17 protein-coding genes and 2 pseudogenes are annotated in these 23,493 nt (G+C 53.4%); 1 reads left to right on the top strand and 18 read right to left on the bottom strand.

What is annotated here, in order from left to right; genetic code table 11:
* Positions 1-61: 61 nt before the first annotated feature.
* Positions 62-1,215 (top strand): IS3 family transposase gene (locus tag Q8N00_08080; GenBank protein MDP2382749.1). Its coding sequence is split into 2 segments (ribosomal slippage): positions 62-311 and positions 311-1,215, totalling 1,155 coding nucleotides; the frame shifts between segments, so codons are not numbered across the junction.
* Positions 1,216-1,343: 128 nt separating this feature from the next.
* Here Q8N00_08080 and Q8N00_08075 read toward each other — a convergent pair.
* The 18 genes and pseudogenes from Q8N00_08075 to Q8N00_07990 form a co-directional block, all read right to left on the bottom strand.
* Positions 1,344-2,786 (bottom strand): right-handed parallel beta-helix repeat-containing protein, encoded by a 1,443-nt coding sequence (locus Q8N00_08075; GenBank protein MDP2382748.1) that lies wholly within the window; start codon positions 2,784-2,786, stop codon positions 1,344-1,346.
* Between the two features lie 497 nt (positions 2,787-3,283).
* Positions 3,284-4,051, bottom strand: a pseudogene (locus tag Q8N00_08070) (IS3 family transposase).
* Between the two features lie 390 nt (positions 4,052-4,441).
* Complete coding sequence (locus Q8N00_08065) at positions 4,442-5,668, bottom strand: acyltransferase (GenBank protein ID MDP2382747.1); 1,227 nt, start codon at positions 5,666-5,668, stop codon at positions 4,442-4,444.
* A gap of 154 nt (positions 5,669-5,822) precedes the next feature.
* Positions 5,823-6,635 (bottom strand): annotated as a pseudogene (locus Q8N00_08060) (integrase core domain-containing protein).
* Between the two features lie 36 nt (positions 6,636-6,671).
* Positions 6,672-7,823, bottom strand: coding sequence for a glycosyltransferase (locus tag Q8N00_08055; protein MDP2382746.1), 1,152 nt, complete (start codon positions 7,821-7,823; stop codon positions 6,672-6,674).
* A 229-nt stretch (positions 7,824-8,052) separates the two neighbouring features.
* A complete protein-coding gene (locus tag Q8N00_08050) occupies positions 8,053-9,081 on the bottom strand; it encodes a glycosyltransferase family 4 protein (GenBank protein ID MDP2382745.1) in 1,029 nt (342 codons plus the stop codon).
* A 204-nt stretch (positions 9,082-9,285) separates the two neighbouring features.
* A complete protein-coding gene (locus Q8N00_08045) occupies positions 9,286-10,026 on the bottom strand; it encodes a YdcF family protein (protein ID MDP2382744.1) in 741 nt (246 codons plus the stop codon).
* A gap of 163 nt (positions 10,027-10,189) precedes the next feature.
* On the bottom strand, positions 10,190-10,735 hold the full coding sequence (gene rfbC / locus Q8N00_08040) for a dTDP-4-dehydrorhamnose 3,5-epimerase (GenBank protein ID MDP2382743.1): 546 nt from the start codon (positions 10,733-10,735) through the stop codon (positions 10,190-10,192).
* 81 nt (positions 10,736-10,816) lie between these two features.
* On the bottom strand, positions 10,817-11,698 hold the full coding sequence (gene rfbA / locus Q8N00_08035) for a glucose-1-phosphate thymidylyltransferase RfbA (protein MDP2382742.1): 882 nt from the start codon (positions 11,696-11,698) through the stop codon (positions 10,817-10,819).
* Positions 11,695-12,597 carry a dTDP-4-dehydrorhamnose reductase gene (gene rfbD / locus Q8N00_08030; protein MDP2382741.1) on the bottom strand — a complete coding sequence of 301 codons (903 nt, stop codon included), beginning with the start codon at positions 12,595-12,597 and terminating at the stop codon, positions 11,695-11,697. Before rfbD ends, rfbA begins: the two co-directional genes overlap by 4 nt.
* Positions 12,594-13,655 carry a dTDP-glucose 4,6-dehydratase gene (gene rfbB, locus Q8N00_08025; GenBank protein ID MDP2382740.1) on the bottom strand — a complete coding sequence of 354 codons (1,062 nt, stop codon included), beginning with the start codon at positions 13,653-13,655 and terminating at the stop codon, positions 12,594-12,596. Before rfbB ends, rfbD begins: the two co-directional genes overlap by 4 nt.
* A 173-nt stretch (positions 13,656-13,828) precedes the next feature.
* On the bottom strand, positions 13,829-14,935 hold the full coding sequence (locus Q8N00_08020) for a GDSL-type esterase/lipase family protein (protein ID MDP2382739.1): 1,107 nt from the start codon (positions 14,933-14,935) through the stop codon (positions 13,829-13,831).
* A gap of 223 nt (positions 14,936-15,158) precedes the next feature.
* Entirely contained in the window at positions 15,159-15,839 is a 681-nt protein-coding gene (locus Q8N00_08015; protein ID MDP2382738.1) for a GDSL-type esterase/lipase family protein, read from the bottom strand.
* Between the two features lie 109 nt (positions 15,840-15,948).
* Positions 15,949-16,758: a class I SAM-dependent methyltransferase gene (locus Q8N00_08010; protein MDP2382737.1), complete on the bottom strand. Its 810-nt coding sequence runs from the start codon at positions 16,756-16,758 to the stop codon at positions 15,949-15,951.
* The gene (locus Q8N00_08005) at positions 16,755-18,806 is read right to left on the bottom strand and encodes a Gfo/Idh/MocA family oxidoreductase (protein ID MDP2382736.1); all 2,052 of its coding nucleotides are present in this window, start codon (positions 18,804-18,806) and stop codon (positions 16,755-16,757) included. Before Q8N00_08005 ends, Q8N00_08010 begins: the two co-directional genes overlap by 4 nt.
* 137 nt (positions 18,807-18,943) lie before the next feature.
* Positions 18,944-20,788 (bottom strand): asparagine synthase (glutamine-hydrolyzing), encoded by a 1,845-nt coding sequence (asnB, locus tag Q8N00_08000; GenBank protein MDP2382735.1) that lies wholly within the window; start codon positions 20,786-20,788, stop codon positions 18,944-18,946.
* Positions 20,789-20,833: 45 nt separating this feature from the next.
* Positions 20,834-22,240: a hypothetical protein gene (locus Q8N00_07995; GenBank protein ID MDP2382734.1), complete on the bottom strand. Its 1,407-nt coding sequence runs from the start codon at positions 22,238-22,240 to the stop codon at positions 20,834-20,836.
* Positions 22,237-23,472: a glycosyltransferase gene (locus Q8N00_07990; protein ID MDP2382733.1), complete on the bottom strand. Its 1,236-nt coding sequence runs from the start codon at positions 23,470-23,472 to the stop codon at positions 22,237-22,239. Before Q8N00_07990 ends, Q8N00_07995 begins: the two co-directional genes overlap by 4 nt.
* Positions 23,473-23,493: the final 21 nt, after the last annotated feature.

Here is a 23,493-nt window from a genome sequence, read left to right as displayed (position 1 = left end):
GGGTTCTGCCCCACTTTTACGGACACCTGATTACGGCTCATAATGAGCCAGGAGGGGTGTCATGGGAGCACGACGGAAGTTTTCAGCTGAGTACAAACGTGAAGCAGTGGCGATGTTGGAGTCCCCGGGGGTGACGGTACGCCAGATTGCCGCAGACCTCGGCATCGGGGCCACTGTCCTGGGACGGTGGTCCCGCGAGTTGCGTCAGGAGCCCAAGCTGGCGTTTGTCGGCCACGGGCGATCCCGCGATGAAGAGGTGAGCCAGCTCCGTCGCGAGTTGGCCCGGGTGACGAAGGAGCGGGATTTTTTACGAGAAGCGGCAGCGTTCTTCGCGAGAGCGTCGAAGTGAAGTTCCGGATGATCCAACGCTGCCGCGACGCCTTTCCCATCCGATTGATGTGTCGGTGTTTGCGCGTGTCGGCCAGCGGGTATTATAGCTGGGCGACGCGGGTGCCGAGTGCACGAACCCAGGAGAACGCTCGGATCCTCACCCGGATTCGTCAGCTCCATGCTGATTCCGACGGCGTCATTGGGAGTCCGCGGATCTGGGAGGATCTGCGGTACGCCGGTGAACGATGTGGGCGCCACCGGGTGGCCCGCCTGATGCGCCGAGCTGGCTTGCGCGGCCTCCCGCAGCGGCGACGCTGGCGCACCAAGCCGTCCGGGACACCTCCGGCTGGAACCCGCAACCATTTGGAGCGAGACTTCACCGCCACCGCGCCTAATACCAAATGGGTCACCGATATCACCTATGTGCGGACCGCCGAACACTGGTTGTACTTGTGTATCGTCCTCGATTTGTATTCAGGGCTCGTGGTGGGCTGGTCTATGAGTGCGCGGCAAGATGGCCAACTGGTCGTCCAAGCCGTCCTCATGGCGATCTGGCAGCGGCCCACCCGTACCCCGGTCATTCTTCATTCCGATCGGGGGTGCCAGTTTACCTCAGCAGAATACCAGCAGTTCCTGGCGGCCCACCAGGTGACTTGTAGCATGAGCACGGTGGGCAGTTGTGCGGACAACGCCGCGGCAGAAAGTTTCTTTGGCGTCCTCAAGCGGGAGCGGGTCAATCGGCGGCAGTACCAAACGAGAGCCGAGGCGAGAGCGGATATCTTTGATTACATCGAGCGCTGGCACAATCCCCGGCAGCGGCGGAGACTCGATCAACAGCAACAGGGGGAGCAACTCTTAACTCAACCGTCCGTGGAAATGGGGTAGAACCCGTCATCACGTCCTCCGTAGGCGCATGATGCTACCATTTCAAGCATTACAGTCCACTAGAAGCCAGAGACACTCCTGATGATAGAAGCGTCCCTGGCAGAGCGGCTCAAGAGAGAGCAGGGAACCTATTGAATCGTAACCGTAACACCTGATGGAGGCGCTGGCGCGGAAACATCTGATGCCCCAGAAAGAAGACCAATAACCTCAGTTCCAGTGACATAGGCACCTGCCGGAACAAGATCCGTTACGCTTCCATTGCGGTTGAGATCCAGAACATCAAGCCCTAGAGTGAGCGCAGGAGAGCCACTCTGCAAATGGAAATCGCCACCAGTAGTCGCGGGGCTGACAAAACGTGGATTTTGACCATTTATAGAGTTGATATCTTTCCCGTATGTGCTTTGCATAGATGAAAAAGAAACGGAAGCGCTGGCATATCCAGCATGGGTTGATTGGTTAAAGTATAAATTACGATTGGCTGTAAACGATTGGAGACCAGGGTTAGCGGTCGTCCAACTAGAAAATGCCGCAGGCGCATTGCTGAAAATGTTATTCTGAAACTGCACATCTATCATGATGGTCCCGATCAAGAACGCGCTCCCCTCAGCACTTTGGTACACGGTATTATTGATAAATCGTGAACGAGTAGGACCGCCCAGAGCCCCTGCGTATAACCCTGCGCTCGAGCTATTCACGACCACGTTTTGGTAGATGAGGGTATCTTGCGTACTCTCAGTCTGGATACCCCTCATACAATCGTGAACATAGTTAAAACGAATGATATTACGAGCCATGGTATATCCTACGTGCATGCCCTTAAAGTAAATGCAAATCTTTGAGTCATACACTTCATTGTACTCTATGATGTTATCATCACTGTCGTAGGAAAGAATCCCGCCAGCAGCCCCATTAAACCCATGAATGCGGTTATTCCTAATCGTTGTAAAATAGGCAGGCTCAAGGCTTACACCTCGGTAATTGGCATCAAAAATCGGATAGCCATGGTAATAAGAGCCTCGATGTGCGATCACCTCACTATTAACAAGTTGGCAATGGTGCGAGGTGAAAAAAACCACCGGCCCTGTATCTGAAGTACTCCCACCATAGTAATCATCAATCACAAAATGATCCCAGATAATATAGTCGCGGGACGAACACCCAATCATGCCCCCCCGATACGATGCCAGTATCCTGACATAAACAGTTCCCTCCCCACGAAAGGTGATAGGACTGCCTGAGGCTCCACTATTGACGGGATTGAGCGATACGGAAAATCGCCCGCCTTGCGGATCCCCCCCTTCCCAGTAGGTCCCAGCCGCAACAATCACCGTATCGCCTGCCCGTGCGGCTTGATTAGCGTTGGGAGATGAATAGCTCGTGCTTCCCCATGAAGCTCGTCCAATGGTTCGCCAGGCACTACTCTGACTATTGTTCGCATAAGTGGTCGAATCATTGCCTGTTACACTATTCACATAGAGCGTCTTCGCCTCGGCACCGAATGGAAGAGCGCACATTAAGGTCATTACAAAAGCAACTGAATGGATTCTGATCGTGAACTTATCTAGTCTCATGGTGTTCCTCTCTATCTTTGCCTTGCGCCAATAACCCACGTAATTATAATAACTCAACAGCTGTCAATGGGGACAATACCCCGTAGTCCCGTAACGCATATCTCATACGCAATATAAGTGCCAGGCTGCAAAAGAAATCCCGAACAATACTGTCATGAAATATTGATTTAAATTCATCCAGTTACAGATCATATCCGCGCTGTACCGACAATGGCTGTACGCAAAACCTGTATAAATAGGACGATGATGTCTCTTGCCCAACCATCCCTGTGCACATAACTGCAAGCAACTGAAAACATTAATAAAAAATTCGCTTTTAGCGGGACACCACTGAGACATGCGGCCACGTCATGGTTGAATCGTAGTCCATACGTTGCCGTTAGTGCATGAAAACTCCTTCAGCCCCTAAGCAGCTTAGCTCCCCATATTGCACACACAAAACCCCAGCTTATCCGAAGAACGGCCCAATGGCTGCTGCCGATTTCGTCGACACCGCTCTACGCTAATTCCGCCTGTCGCTCCAACTCCATCGGACTGAGATACCCCAACGTTGAGTGCCGTCGCCTGGGATTATAGAAACGTTCGATGTAATTGAACACGTCCGCCTTGACTTGGCCTCGCGTACGATACGTTTAGCCGCTGTGCGTTCGGTCTTGAGCGAGGAGAAGGAGATCTCACCACGGCATTGTCCAAGCAGTTGCCGGCTCGGTTCATACTACAATTACGCCGTGGCCGGCCAGGAGCCGATGGAAGGACTCACTGGTGTACAGGCTCCTTCGATCAGAGTGATGCAGGACCGCCGCGGGCTTACCACGCCGCCAGATCGCCATCACAAGGGCATCGGTACAAGTCGCATAGTCTTGTCGCATGCATGGGCCAGCCGATGACCCGGCGCGAGAACAGATCCACCACCGCGTCCACGTAGAACCAGCCTTCGGCGGTCCAGAGGCAGGTAAAGCCAGCGCCCCATTTGCGATTGGCGGCCGAGAGCGTGCGATCAAGTACATTCGGCGCCACGGCGTTCGTCGACCTGGTCCGCCAGTCAAAAAAGACGGCCAGCGAGACCCCAAGCGCCTCGCGCAGCCATCCTGCCGGCCAGACTCCTCGGTGGGTCGAGATAAAGGCGAACTTCACAACGCCTATTTCTCGAAGCAGGCCGCAGTAGATTCAGGCGATCAACGCAACACCGCCCCATGTACGTCAAAATCACGCGCGGCTTGCGACACCGTCATCCCGCGCTCCTGGATGAACTTCACCACCTCAATGTTGAACTCTCACGTAAACCCCCGTCGCTCCATGACCTATCTCCGGCTTCATTCATACACCGCACTCGGTGTCTTTGAAACCGGCAGCAGACCATCCGGAACGTGTCAATGAGTTGGGGAGACTTGCCGTTGGCATTTAGTGTAGCGACTTGTCTATCGAAGCCGTGATCGCATGAGACGAGACGCTCACGGTCTCCGACAAAACCACGGGTGCCTCAATATTCAGAGCGACCAGTTGGTCATCAGCGGATCGAGCTCATGGCTCCTACGCCATCCTGCAAAGCCGATTGTTCCTTCGGCGAGTTATTCAAAACCGCGTGAGGCAGGATGGGTGGCTGGGGCCGTAACGCCTCACTACAAACCGTCCACTTTTAAGGGGGAGCCCACTGCCTAATCCCTGGGGGGAGGGAGATCGACAGCTTGAGCCTTAGAAGATACGAAATGGCGAGATCGAAGCCACGCCGTGAATACAGCTGTGCTATGCATCGCGGGCCGCTCAATACAGCAAAACGTAGAGAACGACAAAAGCAGTAGCACTGGTGTAATCCCGACAATAATGAACCAGAACACCGCAGGAGAGAGTCCTTTAGACTCCACCATTCCGATGATAATACTAAAAATGGCAAATAAAATGATTCCGTGCAGCAAATAGATGCTATACGCCATCTGACCTATGACGCGAGAGACAGGGCTTCGCAGGATACCAAATAGGTCATTCCCGCAAGCGATGAGGGAAAAAGCTACGAATAATAGAAAGAGTGGACCGGGGCTATACGGGGTTGAATACAAAGCGACTGCTGTTGCGAGACAGCCCACAATAGCAAATGATGGAATCATTCCTTTTGAATACTTACGGAATGGCTCAGATAGAACCAATACAGAGACTGCCATGCCGCTAAGAAATGCAACTAGGAGTGTGATTGATGGATGCTTTACGGTCGAAAATAAAATGATCGCTCCTAACACGATCGTACCGCTGAGCACAAGGTAGGTGAGTGGCGCTCTTACCCCCACTGTAAGGGCGAGAAGGGGGAGAGAGAAGTAAAAAAGCCATTCATATGCCAGCGTCCACATAACCCCTGCAACGATAACATAGGTATCTTCGACGCCGTTGAGGTTCGGTCCGCCAAAAGCTGTAAATCCCAGCCATCTCACGGCCCCTACCATCAACTTAGACGTGGACTCATTCGCGGTACCACCGGACAAATATCCAACTGTCACGAATAGCAAAAGTACCACAAAGACGTACAGAGGTGTCAGGCGAAGAAATCGCGAAACGAACAGCTTTCCCCAGTCGACCGGACTCGTTCTTCCGGCAATAAGCTTCGAAAAGAAAAGAAATCCTGTAATCATAAAAAAGAGCACGACGCTACTTTGACCAAAATGAGAGTACAGGTTTGAAGGTGGCAGTTCCCACCGCCCCGTATTCAAGTAAAAATACCACACACATGAATGGTGGAGAAAAACGAAAAATGCGAGGTACCCTCGCAAGCCATCAATCGAAGCATAGCGCCCCTCACTAGGAGGAGCCCCAAAACGCTTTACAAGAACGAACGATGTGGCCACTGCTACGAGCAAAGACGCAATCGCGGGCAACGAACTAACTGGATCCATCATACTCGCCTAGCACTTAGAAGTTGGACGGAACTTGTATAATTCAAGATTTCATCTGACCGCCAGCGAGTCCTCACCGGGTTTGCGGTGCTAGGATTTCCGTCTTCGCCAACGACACACGATCCCTGAACGCTTGCATCAGCATCTTGCCATATCACCAGCATCCTTGATGCGGGCGGTGCTGGTTGTACTCCTCCTCCCACGCATCGAGATCAAGCTGCAGCGCCTCCAGCGTCCAATAGATCTTCTTCCAAAATGTGACCCGGCAGAATTCATTGAGCATGGTTTTATGAAAACGCTCGCAGATCCCGTTGGTCTGGGGATATCGTATCTTCATTCTGGCATGGTCGATATTCCTCACGACCAGGTAGAGTTCATATTCATGGCGCTCGGGTGCCCCACAGTACTCGGTCCCGCGGTCGGTCAGCACTCGGCTCAACGGAATCTCCTGCTGCTCGAAGTACGGGAGTACCCGATCATTCAAGAGATCAGCGGCCATCACTCGCGTTTTGCGATCATACAGTTTCGCGAACCCAACGTTGCTGGATGTATCGATGAACGGCTGTTGATAGATCCGGCCAACGCCCTTCTGTGTCTCCACAGATGAAGGTGTCTTGGGCCCCGCAGTAGCCCGGGCACTCGCTCTCGAATTCGCCGTGGGCTTCTTTGTCCGTCTTCGTCTTCTCCAAGGCCACGACCTGGGCGTCCGTCAGCACCAGGACTGCCTGGCGACCTTGGCTTCTAGCACCTTCAGCCGTTTCACATCGTCTCCAGATCATGCCGGAGCCAGATACACCGGACGCCTGCGTGGGAGATCGTGAAGGCCTGCTTGCGCCTGCTTGCGGAGTTCGTTAACCACGCGTACGTGGCCCCACGCCGGTTGGGCAACCGCCACCGGCACAAAGGCCTGTTCGACCTCCGGCGACACACGATTCCTCAACAACGGTTTCTGGCGAGAGAGATCTCGGAGGAGGCCTGACAACGACCAGGTCGATTTCCACCTTCATCATCTATAGTAGGACTTTGCGATCGCTCTTGCTTGCCGATCTAACGGAATCGACTCTTTAACTTTATATGAAAAATTTGGATTATTAACTTTCTCTACGATGTCCGTCGTCCATCTTTCAGCCTTGGACACTGCAATGCTCTTGAGCAAGCTGTTTAGTTTTCTTGTAGCGTTCTTCGAGCCGGTATGCTCCAAAGCCCATGCTCGAGGTGTAAACATCCCGTAACTTTCAAGCATATAATCAATCTTCAAATGAAGCTCCTCGAAGGATGACAGAACTCCAGTTTGCTCGTTAATCTTCCCTCTTGCGCCACCTATAAAATTCTCATACAGGATTGCGGGAATATCTGCAAAGAGCGCCTCCACAATCGCCCGATTGCTTCCCTCTTTTTCAGACAATAACAAGAAGACTTTTGATTTCCGAAGACAGACAGCGACTTCACTGGCTGGAATACTTTTCCTAATTTCCAACTTCACGTGTGAGAGGTCATACTCGTTCATTTCTGCGGCAATGTCCTTGTCCGTACGGCCACCCCAATCGACACCAATTAGCAAAAGAGAAATCGGTCGATGTTTCACGTGGCGAAGGGCCTTAAATAGCTGCCGATGATTCTTGTGCTTAGCCCAATTGGCCACCATGACCAAATCATATTCTTTCGAGGAGCCTTCCGCTTTAGGCGCAAATAGCTCTGAGTCAATCCAGTCCGACGAACCCAAACCTATCGGGATAAGGTTACTCTTCAAGCCAGAAATGAATTCCAGATCACTTCTCTCCGGACACTGAACGATCACTTCATTGAGGGAGGACATGAACATCAGAATACTAGGATCACAGTATCCTGCCCAACATGGCTCCAGAACCACATAGTAATCTTTCATCATTCGTTGAAGGTCAAATAATGCAATAAACAGATCGAATTTCTGACTGTACTCCAACACCAAGACTCCCTTTTCATCCTTAGACCATGGCTTTAATATGATGAAGTCTCGAAACATGGAATCAAGATTGATCTTCTCCCCCAAAAACCGTTTCTTACACAACATGGGTGCATCACTATCCAAAAATGCCCTGACCACCTGATTACCCTCGGCGTTCCTCTCCGGCAGGAATCCCGACACAACCCTATAGGCAACCCACCTCAATCCGCTCACTCCTGACACCCTATACACCCAGCACAAATCAGAGATGCCCCTAAACCGGTCGACAAATAAATACATCAATCCGCGCGCAAGGACTGCGAGCGATACAAGGACTCTAATCACCCATATGCGGAAAAGCTTCTTCCTGATATCATTCATTTGAGTCAGTCCAGTGATTACTTACCATCGGCGGCACTGAGCACGGCATACTCTAATTATTTTTCTCGATCAACCTAAACCATCATATTGACTGCAATCGATCTGAAACAGCCTTTGCATAATGGGCAGGAAGATACATCTGGTTAACACGATCCTGAGCCGCACGACCCAGCTTCAGCCGAAGCCCTTCGTTCTTAATAAGCAGTGCGACTGCATCTCGAATCGCTCCAGGGTCCTTGGGTGGGACCAAAATCCCCGTCTCCATATGATCAATGTAGTCCTCGGTTCCATTCACTCTCGTCGCAATAACTGCCTTCCCAAGCGTCATGGCCTGAAGCACAACACTTTGACCTATCGAGATCATTCGTTCTTCAAGCGGGACGACCACCGCCAGACATCGAGACATCATGGCCATAAGCTCACTGCCAGGCACGTCATATTCAACCTTCACGTTTGAAGGGAGATCGTTCGGATCAATGTTCCATCGAGAAGCGACGATCAGTAACGGCACATCTATCTGCCGAAATGCATCGAGAAGTGTACCGTAATCACGGAACGTACGACCGGCGGCAAGAACAAATCCATCGTTCTTGCCACTCTCACCAATTAAAAGACGAGGATCGGTATGAAGAGGAACGAAGCAAAGCTTTGCGCTGGGCCACGTAAACGCCTTCTGATAGTATAAGATTTCCGCACGAGAGGAACAGACGCACAAATACACGGAGGAAAAGCACCAGCGCATAAAAAGGTACTTAGCTCTCGATGAGAGACTCTGACCTTTCTCACGCATGATAAACTGCAGTATCACATGCCGCGGACGACGGGACAATGTCAGCGTTTGAAAAACTGACACCAGGAACGACTCCCATCCACACTCGAATGTCAAAATATTGTGATACCTATGTCTTGCACGCCACAAGACAGAAAAGACCTGAGCGACAAATACGACGAATCGGACGGAAGCCACACTGGATATTTTCCCACGATCCAACAGGATCTTGTGGTGGTCAAGTTGGCACCCTGCCCGATCATGCGGAATGTGGTCCCACCACCATGGTTTCTTATCGTCGAGGCCGCTTGTAAGCACAAGCGTGCGAAAAATAGGATTCATCGTACCTCTATCATCTATTAGCCCAACAGTATATTCCAGGTGATTCCGTTTTCCCAACGATACCTGATCATTCGATCGATTCGAAAACTTTCACGCCCAGCAGCATCAGTTCTTACGGTAACAACTCACTCATTGCTGATGATCAAATTCATAGATATCTCAAAGCCTCGCAAGGAACAAACCAAGTAGCTCCTAGGCCCAAGGTCACATCCAACCATTCATGTAATACCACGCCAACGCAGCGTATTCAGAAATGGCCAGATCGGAGTAGGCCAGATGTGTCGGTGACGGGAAATATTGGGTGGCTAGCGCATTACGCTTCGTCAAATAGTGTGTTGGGACAGGAAGGGGGCTTGTGCCAGCTTTCCGAAATACTCCTATCGCTCTCGGCATATGCCCTGCCGATGTCACGAGTAAAAATGGCCTTCCCGCAAGCGTGTGGGCAAGGTGCTTTGCGCTTTCGAAGGTACTGAACGAATCGGGATCAACCAGAACCTGGCCAGCAGGAACTCCAGATGACACGAGCACATCACGCATGATCGTAGCCACTTCCCCTGCCCCACTGACAATCACCGTCGAATCCGGCGAGGATCGGAATAATTGAAGGGCTTCGAGCAGACGAAATGCGGAAGCACTGTTAACCTGGCTGCTCAGCGGATGGTCGGAGTCATACTCGGCATACCCGGTGAGGACCGCGATCGTCGAAGCAGCCTTTTGCTCCAATGGTGTCGCAGGAGGAATCTGATATTCAAGAGAGCCTAATAAAAAGAACGAAACTGGCCCAGCCCCAAAAATGGCGTATACCACTAATGCGACGATCCCTGCTGCGATACTCCATCGCCGTACTGAATGAATACAGGCTAGAACGAAACTAACAACTACACCGACCGTGACGATACTCGAAGGTAAGATCAGATACTTCACGACACCCTCAAGCTCGACCATTCCTGCCTTCCCTCCTAAATCACACGGAGCCACGAGAGTTTGCACTCACGGGGAATGGACACAACACCGTACCAGGAAGTAGAGATGCGAGCGAGATCTATGACAGCGGCCACAGCTACGATCTCAGCGCCAATGGCATCACAAGCAAAACCCATCTGAAAAGTCAGGCGAAAACTTCCGCAGTCTGCAAAGTCGAACCTCGGGCGTCTTTGGAGGAGACTATGGGTGGCCCATCGATAGGCCACTTAACCCCTAACGTCTCGTCATTCCAGACAATACACCGTTCGTTTTCCGGCGACCAATAGTCCGTAGTTTTATACAGGACCTCGGCGTGATCCGACATCACGGCGAATCCATGGGCAAAACCCTCAGGGACCCATATCTGCTTCCTATTCTCCGCACTCAGGATATCCCCGACCCAATGCCCAAATGTCGGCGACCCCTTGCGAAGATCCACCGCCACGTCGAATATAACTCCTGCTATGGCTCGAACCAACTTTCCCTGTGGCTGCCTGATTTGATAGTGCAGACCACGCAGCACGTTCTTTGAGGAATAGGAATGGTTATCCTGAACAAACGCAACCGGTCTGCCAATAGCCTTTTCAAATGCTCTACCGTTAAAACTTTCAAAAAAGAATCCACGGTCGTCCTTGAAAACACGGGGCTCGATCACCAATACTTCCGGTATGGCGAGCGGAATGATGTGCATAACTAAACCCGCACCCTTTCATCTCTCATTTAAGGAAAAATCAGACGTATCCAAATACGAATGGCAACCCAAGCCGACGCTTCAGAATAGCGGCTCTTTCAATACCTGCAGCAAATAACGGCCATACTCGTTTTTCACGAGAGCCTGCGCGAGCTTTTCCAATTGAGACGCATCTATCCATCTGCTCCGATAGGCGATTTCCTCTGGGCACGCCACCTTGAGCCCCTGCCTCCGTTCAATCGTCGCAATAAACTGACTGGCCTCAAGCACCGACTCGTGAGTGCCGGTGTCCAACCATGCGTAGCCGCGCCCCATGATTTCGACGTGGAGATTGCCTTGATCCAGATACAATTGGTTGAGATGGGTGATCTCTAGCTCTCCCCTTGCCGAAGGCTTCAGGTGTTTGGCCAATTCGACGACATGGCTATCATAAAAGTAGAGACCTGTGACCGCATAGTTTGACTTGGGAACGGCAGGCTTCTCTTCAAGATTGATCGCCTGCCCCTTGCTGTCAAATTCAACCACGCCATACCGCTCAGGATCATGCACATGGTAGGCAAACACGGTCGCCCCGCCGCCCCGCTTCATCGCGCGACCTAACAACTGAGGAAAATCATGCCCGTAGAATATATTGTCTCCAAGCACAAGGACGGATGGCTCACCGGCGAGAAACGATTCGCCAATGATGAAGGCCTGCGCCAGACCATCAGGGGAAGGTTGCACGGCATAACTGAGGTTCACTCCCCATTGCTCACCGCTTCCCAGGAGCTGTTGAAACCGAGGCGTATCTTGTGGTGTTGAGATAATGAGAATGTCACGAATCCCGGCAAGCATCAGCGTGCTGAGCGGGTAATAGATCATCGGCTTGTCGAAGACCGGGAGAAGCTGCTTGGACACGGCCAAGGTTGCAGGATGGAGCCTGGATCCCGTACCACCGGCCAATATAATGCCTCTACGTTTCATAGACCACCTTGTAGGGCCAGCTCCTCAATGAGTCTCCGGACCTGGATATGCCAGTCAGGCAGATGCACATCGAATACACTGGTGAGTTTTGACACACTGAGTCGTGAGTTGTGCGGCCGCTTTGCAGGCAAGGGATAGGCGTCCGTTTGAATCGGATAGATCTCTTCGGGGGTGGTCTTCAGGACGATCCCTCTCTCTCGTGCTACGGTGACCACGTATTGCGCATAGCCATGCCAACTCGTTTCACCTTGCGCCACCAAGTTATAGGTACCCGCCACATCTGTAGGGTTCTCGCAGTGCACAGCCCGATGGAGGGCAAGAGCCGTGACATCGGCGATCAGCTCTGCGCTAGTCGGCGCGCCATGCTGATCGGCAATGACGTTGAGCTTCTCCCGTTCCTTGGCAAGGCGCAACATCGTCTTTGCAAAGTTTTTCCCGCGTGCGGCAAAGACCCAGCTGGTGCGAAAAATCATGTGCTTCGCATGACAATTCCTGATACGCTCTTCTCCTGCAAGTTTGGTCCGTCCATAGACTGACAGCGGGTTGGGAAGATCGTCCTCCACATATGGCCCATTTTTTGCGCCATCAAAGACGTAGTCTGTCGAATAATGAACCAACCAGGCATTGAGCCGATTCGCCTCTTCCGCTAAGACACCAACGGCTTCGGCATTGATCCGATGTGCCTTCTCCTGGTCTGACTCTGCCTGATCCACCGCTGTATACGCCGCCGCGTTCACGATGATATCCGGCTCGTGACGGCGGACCCACCCACGCACAGCCTCAGGATCTTCCAAGTCCAGTTCATGTTGTTCAGATGCGACGATGTCGCCCACCGTCAGCAATGAACGCTGCAACTCCCAACCCACTTGCCCCTCTTTTCCAAACAATAGGATCTTCATGCGCTGTAGTGCTTCTCCACCCATGAGCGGTACGTCCCGCTTGTCACATGCTGAACCCACGGCTGGTTATCCAGATACCAGCGCACGGTTCTTCGCATACCGGTCTCGAACGTTTCGGCAGGCTTCCATCCCAGCTCCCGATCGATCTTCTTGGCATCGATCGCATAGCGACGGTCATGGCCAGGGCGATCTTTCACAAAAGCAATCTGTGCTTGATAACTTTTCCCATCGCTCCTAGGTTTGAGCTCGTCCAATGTTCTGCAGAGCGTATGCACCACTTCCAGATTAACCCGTTCGCTTGCGCCCCCAATGTTATACGTCTCTCCTAGGCGTCCCGCCTCCAACACCCGTCGAATTGCGCTGCAATGATCCTCCACAAAGAGCCAATCCCTGACCTGCTGGCCATCGCCATACACCGGCAATGGTTTTCCTGCCAGCGCATTGTGAATGACCAGAGGAATCAGCTTTTCAGGGAATTGAAATGGACCATAATTATTCGAGCAGTTCGTTGTTAAAACCGGCACACCATAAGTGTGATGATAGGCGCGGACCAGGTGATCGGAAGCTGCCTTACTTGCTGAATAGGGACTATTGGGTTCGTATCGACGATCTTCCGTAAAGGCAGGCTCATCACGATCGAGCGAACCATAGACTTCATCGGTAGACACGTGAAGGAAGCGGAACCGAGCCCGATCTTCCTCCGATAGACCGGCCCAGTACTGACGGACGGTTTCGAGCAAGCGGAACGTGCCTACGATGTTAGTCTGAATGAATTCTTCCGGCCCATGGATGGAGCGGTCCACATGACTCTCTGCCGCAAAGTTAATAATGGCACGGGGTCTGTGCCGGGTGAGTAGCTGGGCCATCAGCGCGCTGTCACCGATATCTCCTCGCACAAACTGATGTCGCGCATCTCCTTGCAGTGGCGCGAGGCTCTCAAGATTGCCTGCATAGGTCAGTTTATCTACATTGATGATGACCTCATCCTGCTGACGAAGCCAGTTGAGCACAAAATTAGACCCTATGAATCCTGCTCCGCCGGTTACGACAATACTCATCCTCTAAACCTTCCACGCTGTGCGTTAACTCATCGCGATATCAATAGTAGGCAGACTTAGTCGAAAGGCCGTGAACGTTCTCATCACATGAGGACTTCCTGCGCGAACTCCATGGTTGCGTAGGACCGACTGGACCAGTAACACGCATACTCCGACCAGACTCTAGGGACAGATCAGTGGCTCACAGCACTATCGTCACGACAAATACTCCCAATCCTCTCTATTAATACCCGATCAGAGCAAAGGATTGCGGCAACTTCATCAGAAATGATGCGATACCCTTCGGCTGCGAGGTGATCGTCGTGTGGGAGGAACAGGTCTACACCTAGTTTCGCCTGGTGCCAAAGCGCAAACCCGTCAAGATACGGGATACCGTGTCTATCCAACATTTCACGAATGTACTTGGGATACACATGGTTTGCGGGATCCGGCATCGTGATGATGTCACGAACTGGGAAAATGATCACATAGACGCTAAACCCGGACTCTTCGCCTAGCTGCTTCAATTCTCGATAAAAATCATCGACAACCTGCCACGCGTCTGGCACTAACTCCCCTGCCAAGAGCTTACGGTACTCAAGATCGTACAGGTGAACGCCTGAATCTGGAGAAGTGATATAGCGCTTAGCCTGCATCAACGCAGAATGGGCGAGAACAGAATGGCCCTTCAGCCAACGAACTCCGCGCAACCAAAACGGACCGCTCGCTGGATTATCATCTCCATCCCACGTGAAATGCCCATCCGCGGTTAATAGTGGCGGGTCGGTTGGACGAGGCGGGCGATTCATCATATGATCGTTCCAATAGAGCCCGTGAATGACGACTCCAGGCTTTAGTCCAAGCCCTTTTTCTCGGAGAATGTCGAATTCATGAAAAACGTTATAGCTGGTGGTGCCCGCATTAATGATCTCAACTGTGTGACCAAGCTTCCGTTCAAGAGCAGCTGGCCACGTCTCACGATCAGCCACTCCATAACCAAACGTAAAGGAGTCACCGAGGGCGAGGATCCGAAGCTTTGGAATGTTTTTGGACGCAGGTACGCCATTGACGCGAAACCCAAGGCTATCTATGGTTGCAACCTGATCTTTCGTATAGGCGGTCTGGGCCGACTGCAAGGTAAATCCACGGACAGGATGCGCCTGGTAGCGAACCTGTGGGTAGATTCTCTCTTGTGGGAGATGAATGAAAAATCGAGCGATACCTTCGGCAACAGCCACTGAGAACACAGTCGAAACGAACAATAGCACTACGGTAAACACTCGCACTGTCCGTTGTGACATGGGGTCTCCCATCGGGGAAAATCCTTTCTGGAACGGAGCACAACCGATGGCCCTCATCAAATTCTTCAGAGAGTGACAGAAGGTCTACGCTCTCATCATGACGTCAGAATCAAATACAGGTCTCAGGAGAGGGATGTATCAATCATCTCCTGCCCCTAGAAGGGAATAAAACATGCGACGCGCCGTTCCCTAGGGCCTGAGAGGAGTAAGCCAGAATTGAACACTAACGGATGCCGGGTACAGCCTGTAATTGATTTTTGGCATACTGGGTCAAGGCCTCGTACCCCTGGACGGAAATGTGACTCCCGTCAGGCAAGGCAAACTCTTTCCGACGTAGCCCGCTTTGATCAGCAAGCACCTTTTCAAAGTCTAAAAGGAGAATCCCTTCACGAGCCGCCGTCTCTTTAATCCAACGATTTGTCTCTATTACATGCCCGTTGATGTAATCCTGATAACTTGACTTCCCGAGGATCCTTCCAATCATTGACTCTAATGCTTCTACCCACCCAGCCTTGGTCCTGATAGTCACCTCTGTCGCGAGGATAGGACTGATTCCAGACTTTCTGGCCAGCTCCACCATGGCCAGTGTGCTTTCCCTCGTCCGCCTCAAGGTCTCATCAATCTGTGCTCGATCAGATCGAAACACATCATTGATGAACCCCCAAATGATCACCGCATCAGGCTTTACCCCTGACACTTCGCCCTCGAAGCGAGCCAACATCTCAAACGACTGTTGCCCACTCACGCCTTTATTCACTATTCGGTAACCGGCAACCGGCTGCTTTGGATCCCAGCCTCCGGCATATGAAGCCCCAAGAACCACAAGAGTTTTTGAGCCCACCGCTATTTTATCCATCCCTGCGCTGCCCCCTAGGCCACCCAACTCACCTCCGCTCACCGTCATTGGGACAAACGAGCTCATTGCACTAACAGCCACCGCCAGCACATATCTCTGCAGCGGAACCAATCGACGAATTCGATTCTTCCATATCAGCCAATCTATATTCTGCGACCTATTTTGGCTTTTCAAAGACAAGGATATTCCCGAATGCTGGTCCGGCGAGCCTGATGTATCGAAACCATACCTTGTTGAAGGCATGGATAAACCTCTTGAATGGCCGCCATGGCACGGCCACATATAGCTCTGTAAATTGGCCAGGTTCTCGTGCCTTCAGGCATAAACCCAGCCGTTCACATTCGGCAATAAGCCAGGGAATATCTGTTTGCCTAGTCAATAAAACACCCTGGCTCGTCTTTTCAGTATACTCAATTCCTCCCGCAACCCTGTCGATCGTGGCCCGTTCACGACCGAGGAGCTTCTTGAGCCATCGCATTATCACCGCCTGAATGGAGTACATATTCCCTTCGCTTAAGACCAGCATGCCCCCCGGCGCTACGACCCGTGCCAATTCTGCCAATGCTCGTTGCAGATCGGGAATATGCATCAACACGCCCCAGCAGATGACATAGGGAAATGACCTATCGGGAAACGAGAGCCCCAATATATCTTCTCGCTGCAACGTAATCCGATTCTGAAAGCCCCGTTCGCGCACTGTTTCCGCAGCGAGTTCCAACGCGTTGGCCGCGTAGTCGCTGGCAGTCACTCGAAACCCTCTGGCAGCCAACAGCACCGACTTGGCACAACTTCCGCAACCTGCGTCCAGGATCATTGAGTCGGTGGGAGCATTCAAGCGCTCGGCAATTAAGTCAAATGCCATTTCATAAAACGCCTGCATCTCTGCTGTACGATAATTCGCAACCCACTTCTGATGAATCGCTGAATCTGAGTGCGCATCATCCGCCTTCTCGGTCAACTCGTTCATGTCAGCCTCGACTTGGTTGTCTGTCCGGCTCGTTGAATTACTTGAGCGGCGATTGTGGTGTTATAGCGTTCCGAGGAAAATGCCGCAGCGATATCAATCGGGGTCTTGCCACGCAGAACGATTCGCTGGAGGAGAATAAGAATCGGCGACAACAACGATAGCACGACCGCTGGTAGCCAGATGGACTTAAGATCTGGACGTTTCTTCAACAACAGTGCAAGCAATTCCTCTCGCGTGGGGGCAGCTGGCTCCACAAGATTGACCACAGATGGTGCGGCATCAATATCCTGCACTGTTGACCGGATCACTTTTGCAGCGGTCCCCACGTCACACAGACTCAGTCGGCTCGACCGAGGCCCTACCGCGACATAGACGGGTCCCAGCTCACGACCGAGTCGTCCGGGTGGTTCAAAATCTGAGAAATCGACCAGCGGGCCTGGCCTGATGACCTTCACCGTCAAACCCAATGCAGGCCCCTGCTCCATTACCTCACGTTCAGATTCGGCCTTGCCCCAGACATAGGGTCCGCGAGCCAGATTGCCAGCATCCACCGGCGTCCGCTCATCGAGCGGCCCCCCCATCTCTTTACCGGTCTTCAAGATCCCGAGGCTACTGATGTGGATAAACCGCTTAACCGACGCCTTCGCCGCGCTATGGAGGAGATTCTTTGTCGCCAGGACCGAGTTCCGTTCATGGGCCTCTTTGCCCCCTGCAGTCTCAGCCGCACAATGCACCACGGTCTCCACTCCTGATAGGACAGCCCCGTCGAAGTCCCCGCCAAGATCTGCTCCTATATACTCAACCCCAGCCTGTCGCTCCGACGGAGGAGGCACGCGCCGCCCAAGCGCGCGTACCGGCCATCCGCATTGACGAAGCTCAGCCACGACTGCACGGCCAAGCAGCCCCGTTCCTCCTGTAACCAAGACGCGGCCCTTCTTCACATCGGTCGGCGAAAGTTGCCGCTCGCGAGCGGCCAGGTCCGCCTCCGCTCGTACCTCATATTCTGCCTTGGCGCTGCGCAACTTCTCCCCGATCTGTTCACACAGACGAACCGTCTCACGGATGGAAGAGGGAGACAACGGCGGCGGAGTGCCCTGGCGAACGCTGTCATAAAAAGCTTCGATCAACTCGGCCAGACCTGGATACCCCTTTCCTTTATGGAGAATACGCGAGGCAAACCCCCGAGTCGATCCGATCAGAATCTGCATCCCTTCACGATAGGGGTTGGAAAGAATCGACACGGCTGACGTGCCAGGCCCTGGCAACTTCGTGAGCGCCCCCCTGACGAAGTCCGCGCGAAGTGATCCGCTGGTCCCCACCACACGAAGATACGAATCGATCGGCCGTCCTCGTAGCGTAACGACCAATACCCCCGTAGTCTCGCCGGCCTGCAGAATGGCATGCACTTCCCCTTCAGGCCTGACCAGCATCGACTGCAGCTGCGGTGCCGTCCCGGCGGCTCCCCCTAAGGCGTCGAGGAGGGTGTAGACAGGATGCGGCAAAATATCGAGCAGTTGATCGATCGGAGACAGCAAAGATCGTCCGTCGTTGGACTTCCGTACCGTTTTAAACGAAAAATAACTCTCCACATGGACCACACGGCCGATGAGCGGAAGCGCCGCCGCCAAGGCCCGCGCCGGCGACTCATACAACAACTGGTGACCGGCACAGACCGATCGACCTGCACGCCGTGCGGCATCGAGCACCGCCTCCGCATCGGCTAATCGAAGCGTAAACGGTTTTTCGACGTAGACATGTGCACCGTGTGAGAGGCACAACATTGCCAGGTCGGCATGGGTGGCAGGTGGCGTCGCGATATGGACCACTGTCGGGTTGACAGACTTGAGCAGGTCGGAGACGGACGTAAAAAACGGCACATCCTTGGGCACCAGCCCGTCCAATTTGGACCGATCACCGGAGGGATCGGCCAATGCGATGATGCGGCCTGCGCCATGTGCCTTGATGGCTTTGGCGTGATGCACACCCATCTTGCCACAACCAATAAGCGCGACATCTACTGGTATCTGTGCGTGACCTTGTTGTCCCATGTCAGTCGATTCTTGGTTTATCACGGACTATTGAGCAATTCTCCCTTGAGGAGTCGGCTTCAACAACTCGAAATAAGTCCAATCGTCCCTTCTATTGTTAACGGCTGCTGTACTCTAATGCATTTCCGCACATGACTCTAGCAATGAAACGTTTCACGCCAGACATGTAGATTCAACGCAGTCCACAGCAACTCGGAATGGTCATGTGTCCCAGACCGATGCTCCGTGACGATTCGACGGAGCGCCACACGATCGAACAAATCAGCGTCGGCCTGGTCTGGAAATGCCAACATCCTCGCTCCCATCCCCTCGTTCGACCGGAACCAACGCTCCAGTGGAACGCCGAAACCAGACTTGCGTCGATCGACGATTTCTGCTGGCAAGAACGTCCTCGCCACATCCTTGACAATAGCCTTGCCGACCCCGGCTCTCAGCTTGTACGCAGTCGGCAGACTATTCGCAAATTCAACAATCCGATAATCCATAAATGGAACGCGCGACTCGATACTCGCCGCCATGCTCATTTTATCCTGCCGATTGAGAATGGAAACGAGGAAACATTCCTGATCGAGGAGTGACAAACGGGCGACCGCATCCAACCCTACATTCTCCGTCCCCTTGAGACAGGCCAGCCGATAATCGAGATTTGCGCTGAGTATCCGCGGACAAGCAGACGCCACGACCTCCGGACGCAATACACTCGTGTTGTACATTAACGTCTCCTCAGGAGAGCAGGCGACGTAGCGATCGAGCTTGTCCACTCGATGGTCACGGGTTGCACGGCCCCACATCTTCAACAGGCTTCGTATAGCGCTAGGAATCCGCCGGTACAAGGATGCGATCCCTGGAATTCGATAGCGGGGATATCCGGAGAACAACTCGTCCGAGCCCTCTCCGGTCAGGACCACCGTGACATGCTGCTTGGCCAGACGGCTTAATGCATAGATTTGAATCGAATTGGCAAAATTCAGGGGTTCGTCATTCTGCCACACCATCTGAGGAAAGAGTTCACTGAACTCAACATGGCTGAGAGTGAGAGGGTGATGAATGGTTCCGTACTTCTTTGACACCAATGCCGCATAGACACTCTCGTCATATTCGGGTTCGTCGAATCCGATCGAAAATGTGTTGACCGGGCCTCCCTTGAGTTTCGAGGCCAACGCGGTCACGAGACTGGAGTCGACCCCGCCACTGCAAAACGTCCCAACCGGCACATCGCTGATCAGCCGTAGCCTCACGGAATCTTCAAGCAAATCGGCAAAGGTCTGGCGTGCGTCCTCATAGGTCATCTGTTGCCGGTCGCCGGAAGGCCTCGGAGACCAATACTGCGCGATCTTCGTCTGGTCGTCGCGAAGCGTCAGGGTGCAGCCAGGAGGAAGACTCATGACATCGCGAAACAGACTCTCGGGACCGGCGACCTGACGGAAAAGCATGTACTCGGCCACGGCCTCTTCCCGGCAACGAGCAGAAATCATCCCGCTCGCAAGGACCGCCTTGATTTCTGAGCCGAAAATGAAGCCGCCAGGCGTAGAGGCATAATACAAAGGCTTCACACCCATGCGATCCCTGGCAAGAAATAGTTGGCGGCGTTTTTTGTCCCAGATCGCAAACGCGAACATGCCGTTCAACGCATGGACGCAGGCCTCTCCACGTTCGGCATAGAGATGGAGAATCACCTCGGTGTCGCTCTCGGTCCGAAAGCGGTACCCCTTCGCGATCAACTCTTGCCGCAATACGCGGTAGTTATAGATCTCACCGTTAAATACGATACAGAGCGACCCCTCGTCATTCGACATCGGCTGGTGCCCGCCACCGAGGTCGATGATGCTCAGCCGGCGTTGTCCGAGCCCTACCGGCCCATCGAGATACAGGCCAGCATCATCCGGCCCCCTGTAAGCAAAGATGTCTCGCATCTTCGTGATAAGGTCCTGCTCGCATCGCCTCGCAGGATCAGCATAGACCACGCCGACTATGCCACACATACGTCTTGTTCCCTTCTCTTCAAACCAATGGAAGAACTGGCCCGGTCAGATACCTAGTGGAACGTGGGATGTCACCCATTTGAACTTTCCGTTTGCCGCCGGTTCCAGCCGATCCACCATCTGCACCTCAACCCGGACATCCTGTCCCAAACGGGCCTTCAGCTCAGTGATCAGATGGTGCGTATGCTCCGGTGTATAGGTCGGACCAGGAATGAGTTTCACGATCACGGTCTGACAATCCGTTTGCACGATCTGCGACCCCTCGATGCAATCAAGCGGTTTAAACGGATGCGTCAGCACAGAGGGGGAGATCAGCCGTCCATCTTTCAAGGTGAGCACATCTTCGGCCTTCGTCGTCACGTCATCCATGATGTTCAAACCACGCCCACAGGAACAGGACTTCTCTCTCAGACTCGTCATGTCATTCGTCACATAGCGGATCAACGGCATCGCCATGTTGTGCAAGCTCGTTCCGACCAGTTTGCCCACAGTGCCGAGCGGAGTTGGGAGCCCGTGCTTGTCAACGATCTCCGAGACCCCATATTCCATCGCTAGGTGATGTCCCTCATGCCGCTCGCACTCGCTGGAAAACACTACCCGCTCGGCCAGCGCATAGTAATCGAACACGCGGCAGGCAAACCGTTCCTCTATCACCTGACGCTGAAAATCGTAGAGCGTTTCGGACGACGTAATCACGGCGCGGAGGGGAAAGGTCTCGCCCCGGCTTTGCAGAAACTTGGCGAGCACATACAGCGTCGAGGGATATCCGTCGAGCAGCGCAGGCTGGAAACGGGCTAACGCATCGAAGTAGGCCGGGAGATTCTGTTTCGAGAGATGAAACGACGACAGCAACATCTGGTTGTGGCGCCGGTTCATCCGCCAAAATGGCGTCCCCTTCTGTTCCAACGGCACGATGACATTGCCACGAACGACCCCGATTCGATCTCCATCCTTGGCCAGACGGCACCCTGCCCATCGATAATGCCGGTCGAGTGCCGCGTAGGCCATCCACACATTATCGGCATCATACCCGACGGTCAGCGGAGTGCCGGTCGTCCCACTCGTATGACCCGTCCGCATCGACCCACGCGATACACTTCTGGAACGTAAGTCATCAAAGTGGGATCGGACATCATCGCGAGTCAGCAGCGGCACCTTGGGCAAATCACCCTGGCCTCGAATATCTGACGGTTTCAACTTACATTCGTCGAACCGGCGACGGTAAAACGGAACCGTCTCATAGGCATGCTTCACAATGGTGCGAAGCCGCTCATCCTGATAGGCTTCCAGCTCGCTCCGCGAAAACCACTCAGCCTTGGCTAACAAATCTCGAAACTCGCCAAATCGTCCGGCATACCGTTCACGATCGAGTAAGGTGCTGTATCCCGTCAAGATCAGGTTCTGCCCCCAAACAGGGGCCAAACTGTAGAGCGCGGCTAAATAGCGATTCATCGCGCCTTCCCTCCGCTCTCCATTGCGCGACGATACGCATCCAGGAGCTGTCCTCCGATCGTGCGCCAGGAGTACCGGCGCTCGACCAATTCGCGAGCGGCACGCCCCAACGCAAGTCGGCGATTTCGATCTCCCAGCAACATGACGGTCTTTTCCGCAAACTGTTCAGGGGTATCGCCCACCAAGAGATGCTCGTCGGGGCGAACGTCGAGGCCTTCGCAACCGATCGAGGTCGAGACCATCGCTTTGCCCATGGCCATCGCATCTAAGACCTTCAAGCGCGTCCCGCCTCCTACGCGCAGAGGCACGACGTAGACTGATGCATCCCGGACCAGCGGACGAATATCGGACACATATCCAGTGACTATTACTTGAGAGTCGCTCGCTGCCAGCGCAAGGAGATCCTTCGGCGGATCTTGCCCGACGGCAAAAAACCGCACGTCCGGCACCCGCTGCTTGATCAAGGGCCAAATCTCGCTCAGGAAGAACATGACAGCATCGCGATTCGCAAACATGTTCATGCCGCCCGTATAGATAAGCGCCGGCGAGTCTATCCCTTGACTCGGTGAGAAGTACTCAATATCGACCCCATTGGGCACAATGGCCGTGCGGAGGCCCGGAACTCGTTCAAGGAGGGTCTTCTCGTCTGTCTGTGAGACGAAAATATTGACATCGAACGCCCCAACCTTCTCCGCCTCGTACGCGCGTAACTTCTGGGTCTCCCGCTGCAAAAATCGCCTCGCAAGCTGTCCTGTCTCGGCACCGGCCCGGCGTTCCATCAGCTGCGACTCAATGTTGTGATGGGTAACCACCGTGGCAATCGACCGCTGCTTGTCCAGAAACTGTGCCAGCGCTATGGTATCGACATGGATGAGATCGAACTTCTGTGTACCGATCAATTCGGAGACACGCCGCTGGAACGCTGCTGATCGGTGTGCCAACACGCTGAACGGGCTCGAAGATAATGCACTCGCAGCCAGCCCTGCGAATCGATGAATCGAGGAAGCCTTGGGCCAAAGCGGGAAATACTCCACCGCCTCACAACACTTGAGAAGAACCGCCCGACTCTCCTGAATCGACGCCTCCGTAGGAAGCACATCAGGATGCACGAACGCCAGCAGATGTACCTGCGCGTTGCGCCCTAGCTCACGCAACAGATTATAGCCACGCTGAAGCACACCACCGTGAGGAGGATACGGGACGATTTGCGAGAGAAATAACACTCTCAGCATGTGGGGCCAGGCGTTTGGTTG

The organism is Nitrospirota bacterium (assembly GCA_030684575.1).
In the GTDB taxonomy this organism is placed as follows: Bacteria; Nitrospirota; Nitrospiria; order Nitrospirales; family Nitrospiraceae; genus Palsa-1315.
Note: the sequence above shows the minus strand (reverse complement) of the source record. Positions and strands in the feature narration are given on the sequence as shown.

What these genes read in the sequence shown, in the direction of transcription:
- Q8N00_08075 (MDP2382748.1), bottom strand. Translation starts at nt 2,786, where the DNA reads ATGAGACTAGATAAGTTCACGATCAGAATCCATTCAGTTGCTTTTGTA.
- Q8N00_08065 (MDP2382747.1), bottom strand. Translation starts at nt 5,668, where the DNA reads ATGATGGATCCAGTTAGTTCGTTGCCCGCGATTGCGTCTTTGCTCGTA.
- Q8N00_08050 (MDP2382745.1), bottom strand. Translation starts at nt 9,081, where the DNA reads ATGAATCCTATTTTTCGCACGCTTGTGCTTACAAGCGGCCTCGACGAT.
- Q8N00_08045 (MDP2382744.1), bottom strand. Translation starts at nt 10,026, where the DNA reads ATGGTCGAGCTTGAGGGTGTCGTGAAGTATCTGATCTTACCTTCGAGT.
- rfbC (MDP2382743.1), bottom strand. Translation starts at nt 10,735, where the DNA reads ATGCACATCATTCCGCTCGCCATACCGGAAGTATTGGTGATCGAGCCC.
- rfbA (MDP2382742.1), bottom strand. Translation starts at nt 11,698, where the DNA reads ATGAAACGTAGAGGCATTATATTGGCCGGTGGTACGGGATCCAGGCTC.
- rfbD (MDP2382741.1), bottom strand. Translation starts at nt 12,597, where the DNA reads ATGAAGATCCTATTGTTTGGAAAAGAGGGGCAAGTGGGTTGGGAGTTG.
- rfbB (MDP2382740.1), bottom strand. Translation starts at nt 13,655, where the DNA reads ATGAGTATTGTCGTAACCGGCGGAGCAGGATTCATAGGGTCTAATTTT.
- Q8N00_08020 (MDP2382739.1), bottom strand. Translation starts at nt 14,935, where the DNA reads ATGTCACAACGGACAGTGCGAGTGTTTACCGTAGTGCTATTGTTCGTT.
- Q8N00_08015 (MDP2382738.1), bottom strand. Translation starts at nt 15,839, where the DNA reads ATGACGGTGAGCGGAGGTGAGTTGGGTGGCCTAGGGGGCAGCGCAGGG.
- Q8N00_08010 (MDP2382737.1), bottom strand. Translation starts at nt 16,758, where the DNA reads ATGAACGAGTTGACCGAGAAGGCGGATGATGCGCACTCAGATTCAGCG.
- Q8N00_08005 (MDP2382736.1), bottom strand. Translation starts at nt 18,806, where the DNA reads ATGGGACAACAAGGTCACGCACAGATACCAGTAGATGTCGCGCTTATT.
- asnB (MDP2382735.1), bottom strand. Translation starts at nt 20,788, where the DNA reads ATGTGTGGCATAGTCGGCGTGGTCTATGCTGATCCTGCGAGGCGATGC.
- Q8N00_07995 (MDP2382734.1), bottom strand. Translation starts at nt 22,240, where the DNA reads ATGAATCGCTATTTAGCCGCGCTCTACAGTTTGGCCCCTGTTTGGGGG.
- Q8N00_07990 (MDP2382733.1), bottom strand. Translation starts at nt 23,472, where the DNA reads ATGCTGAGAGTGTTATTTCTCTCGCAAATCGTCCCGTATCCTCCTCAC.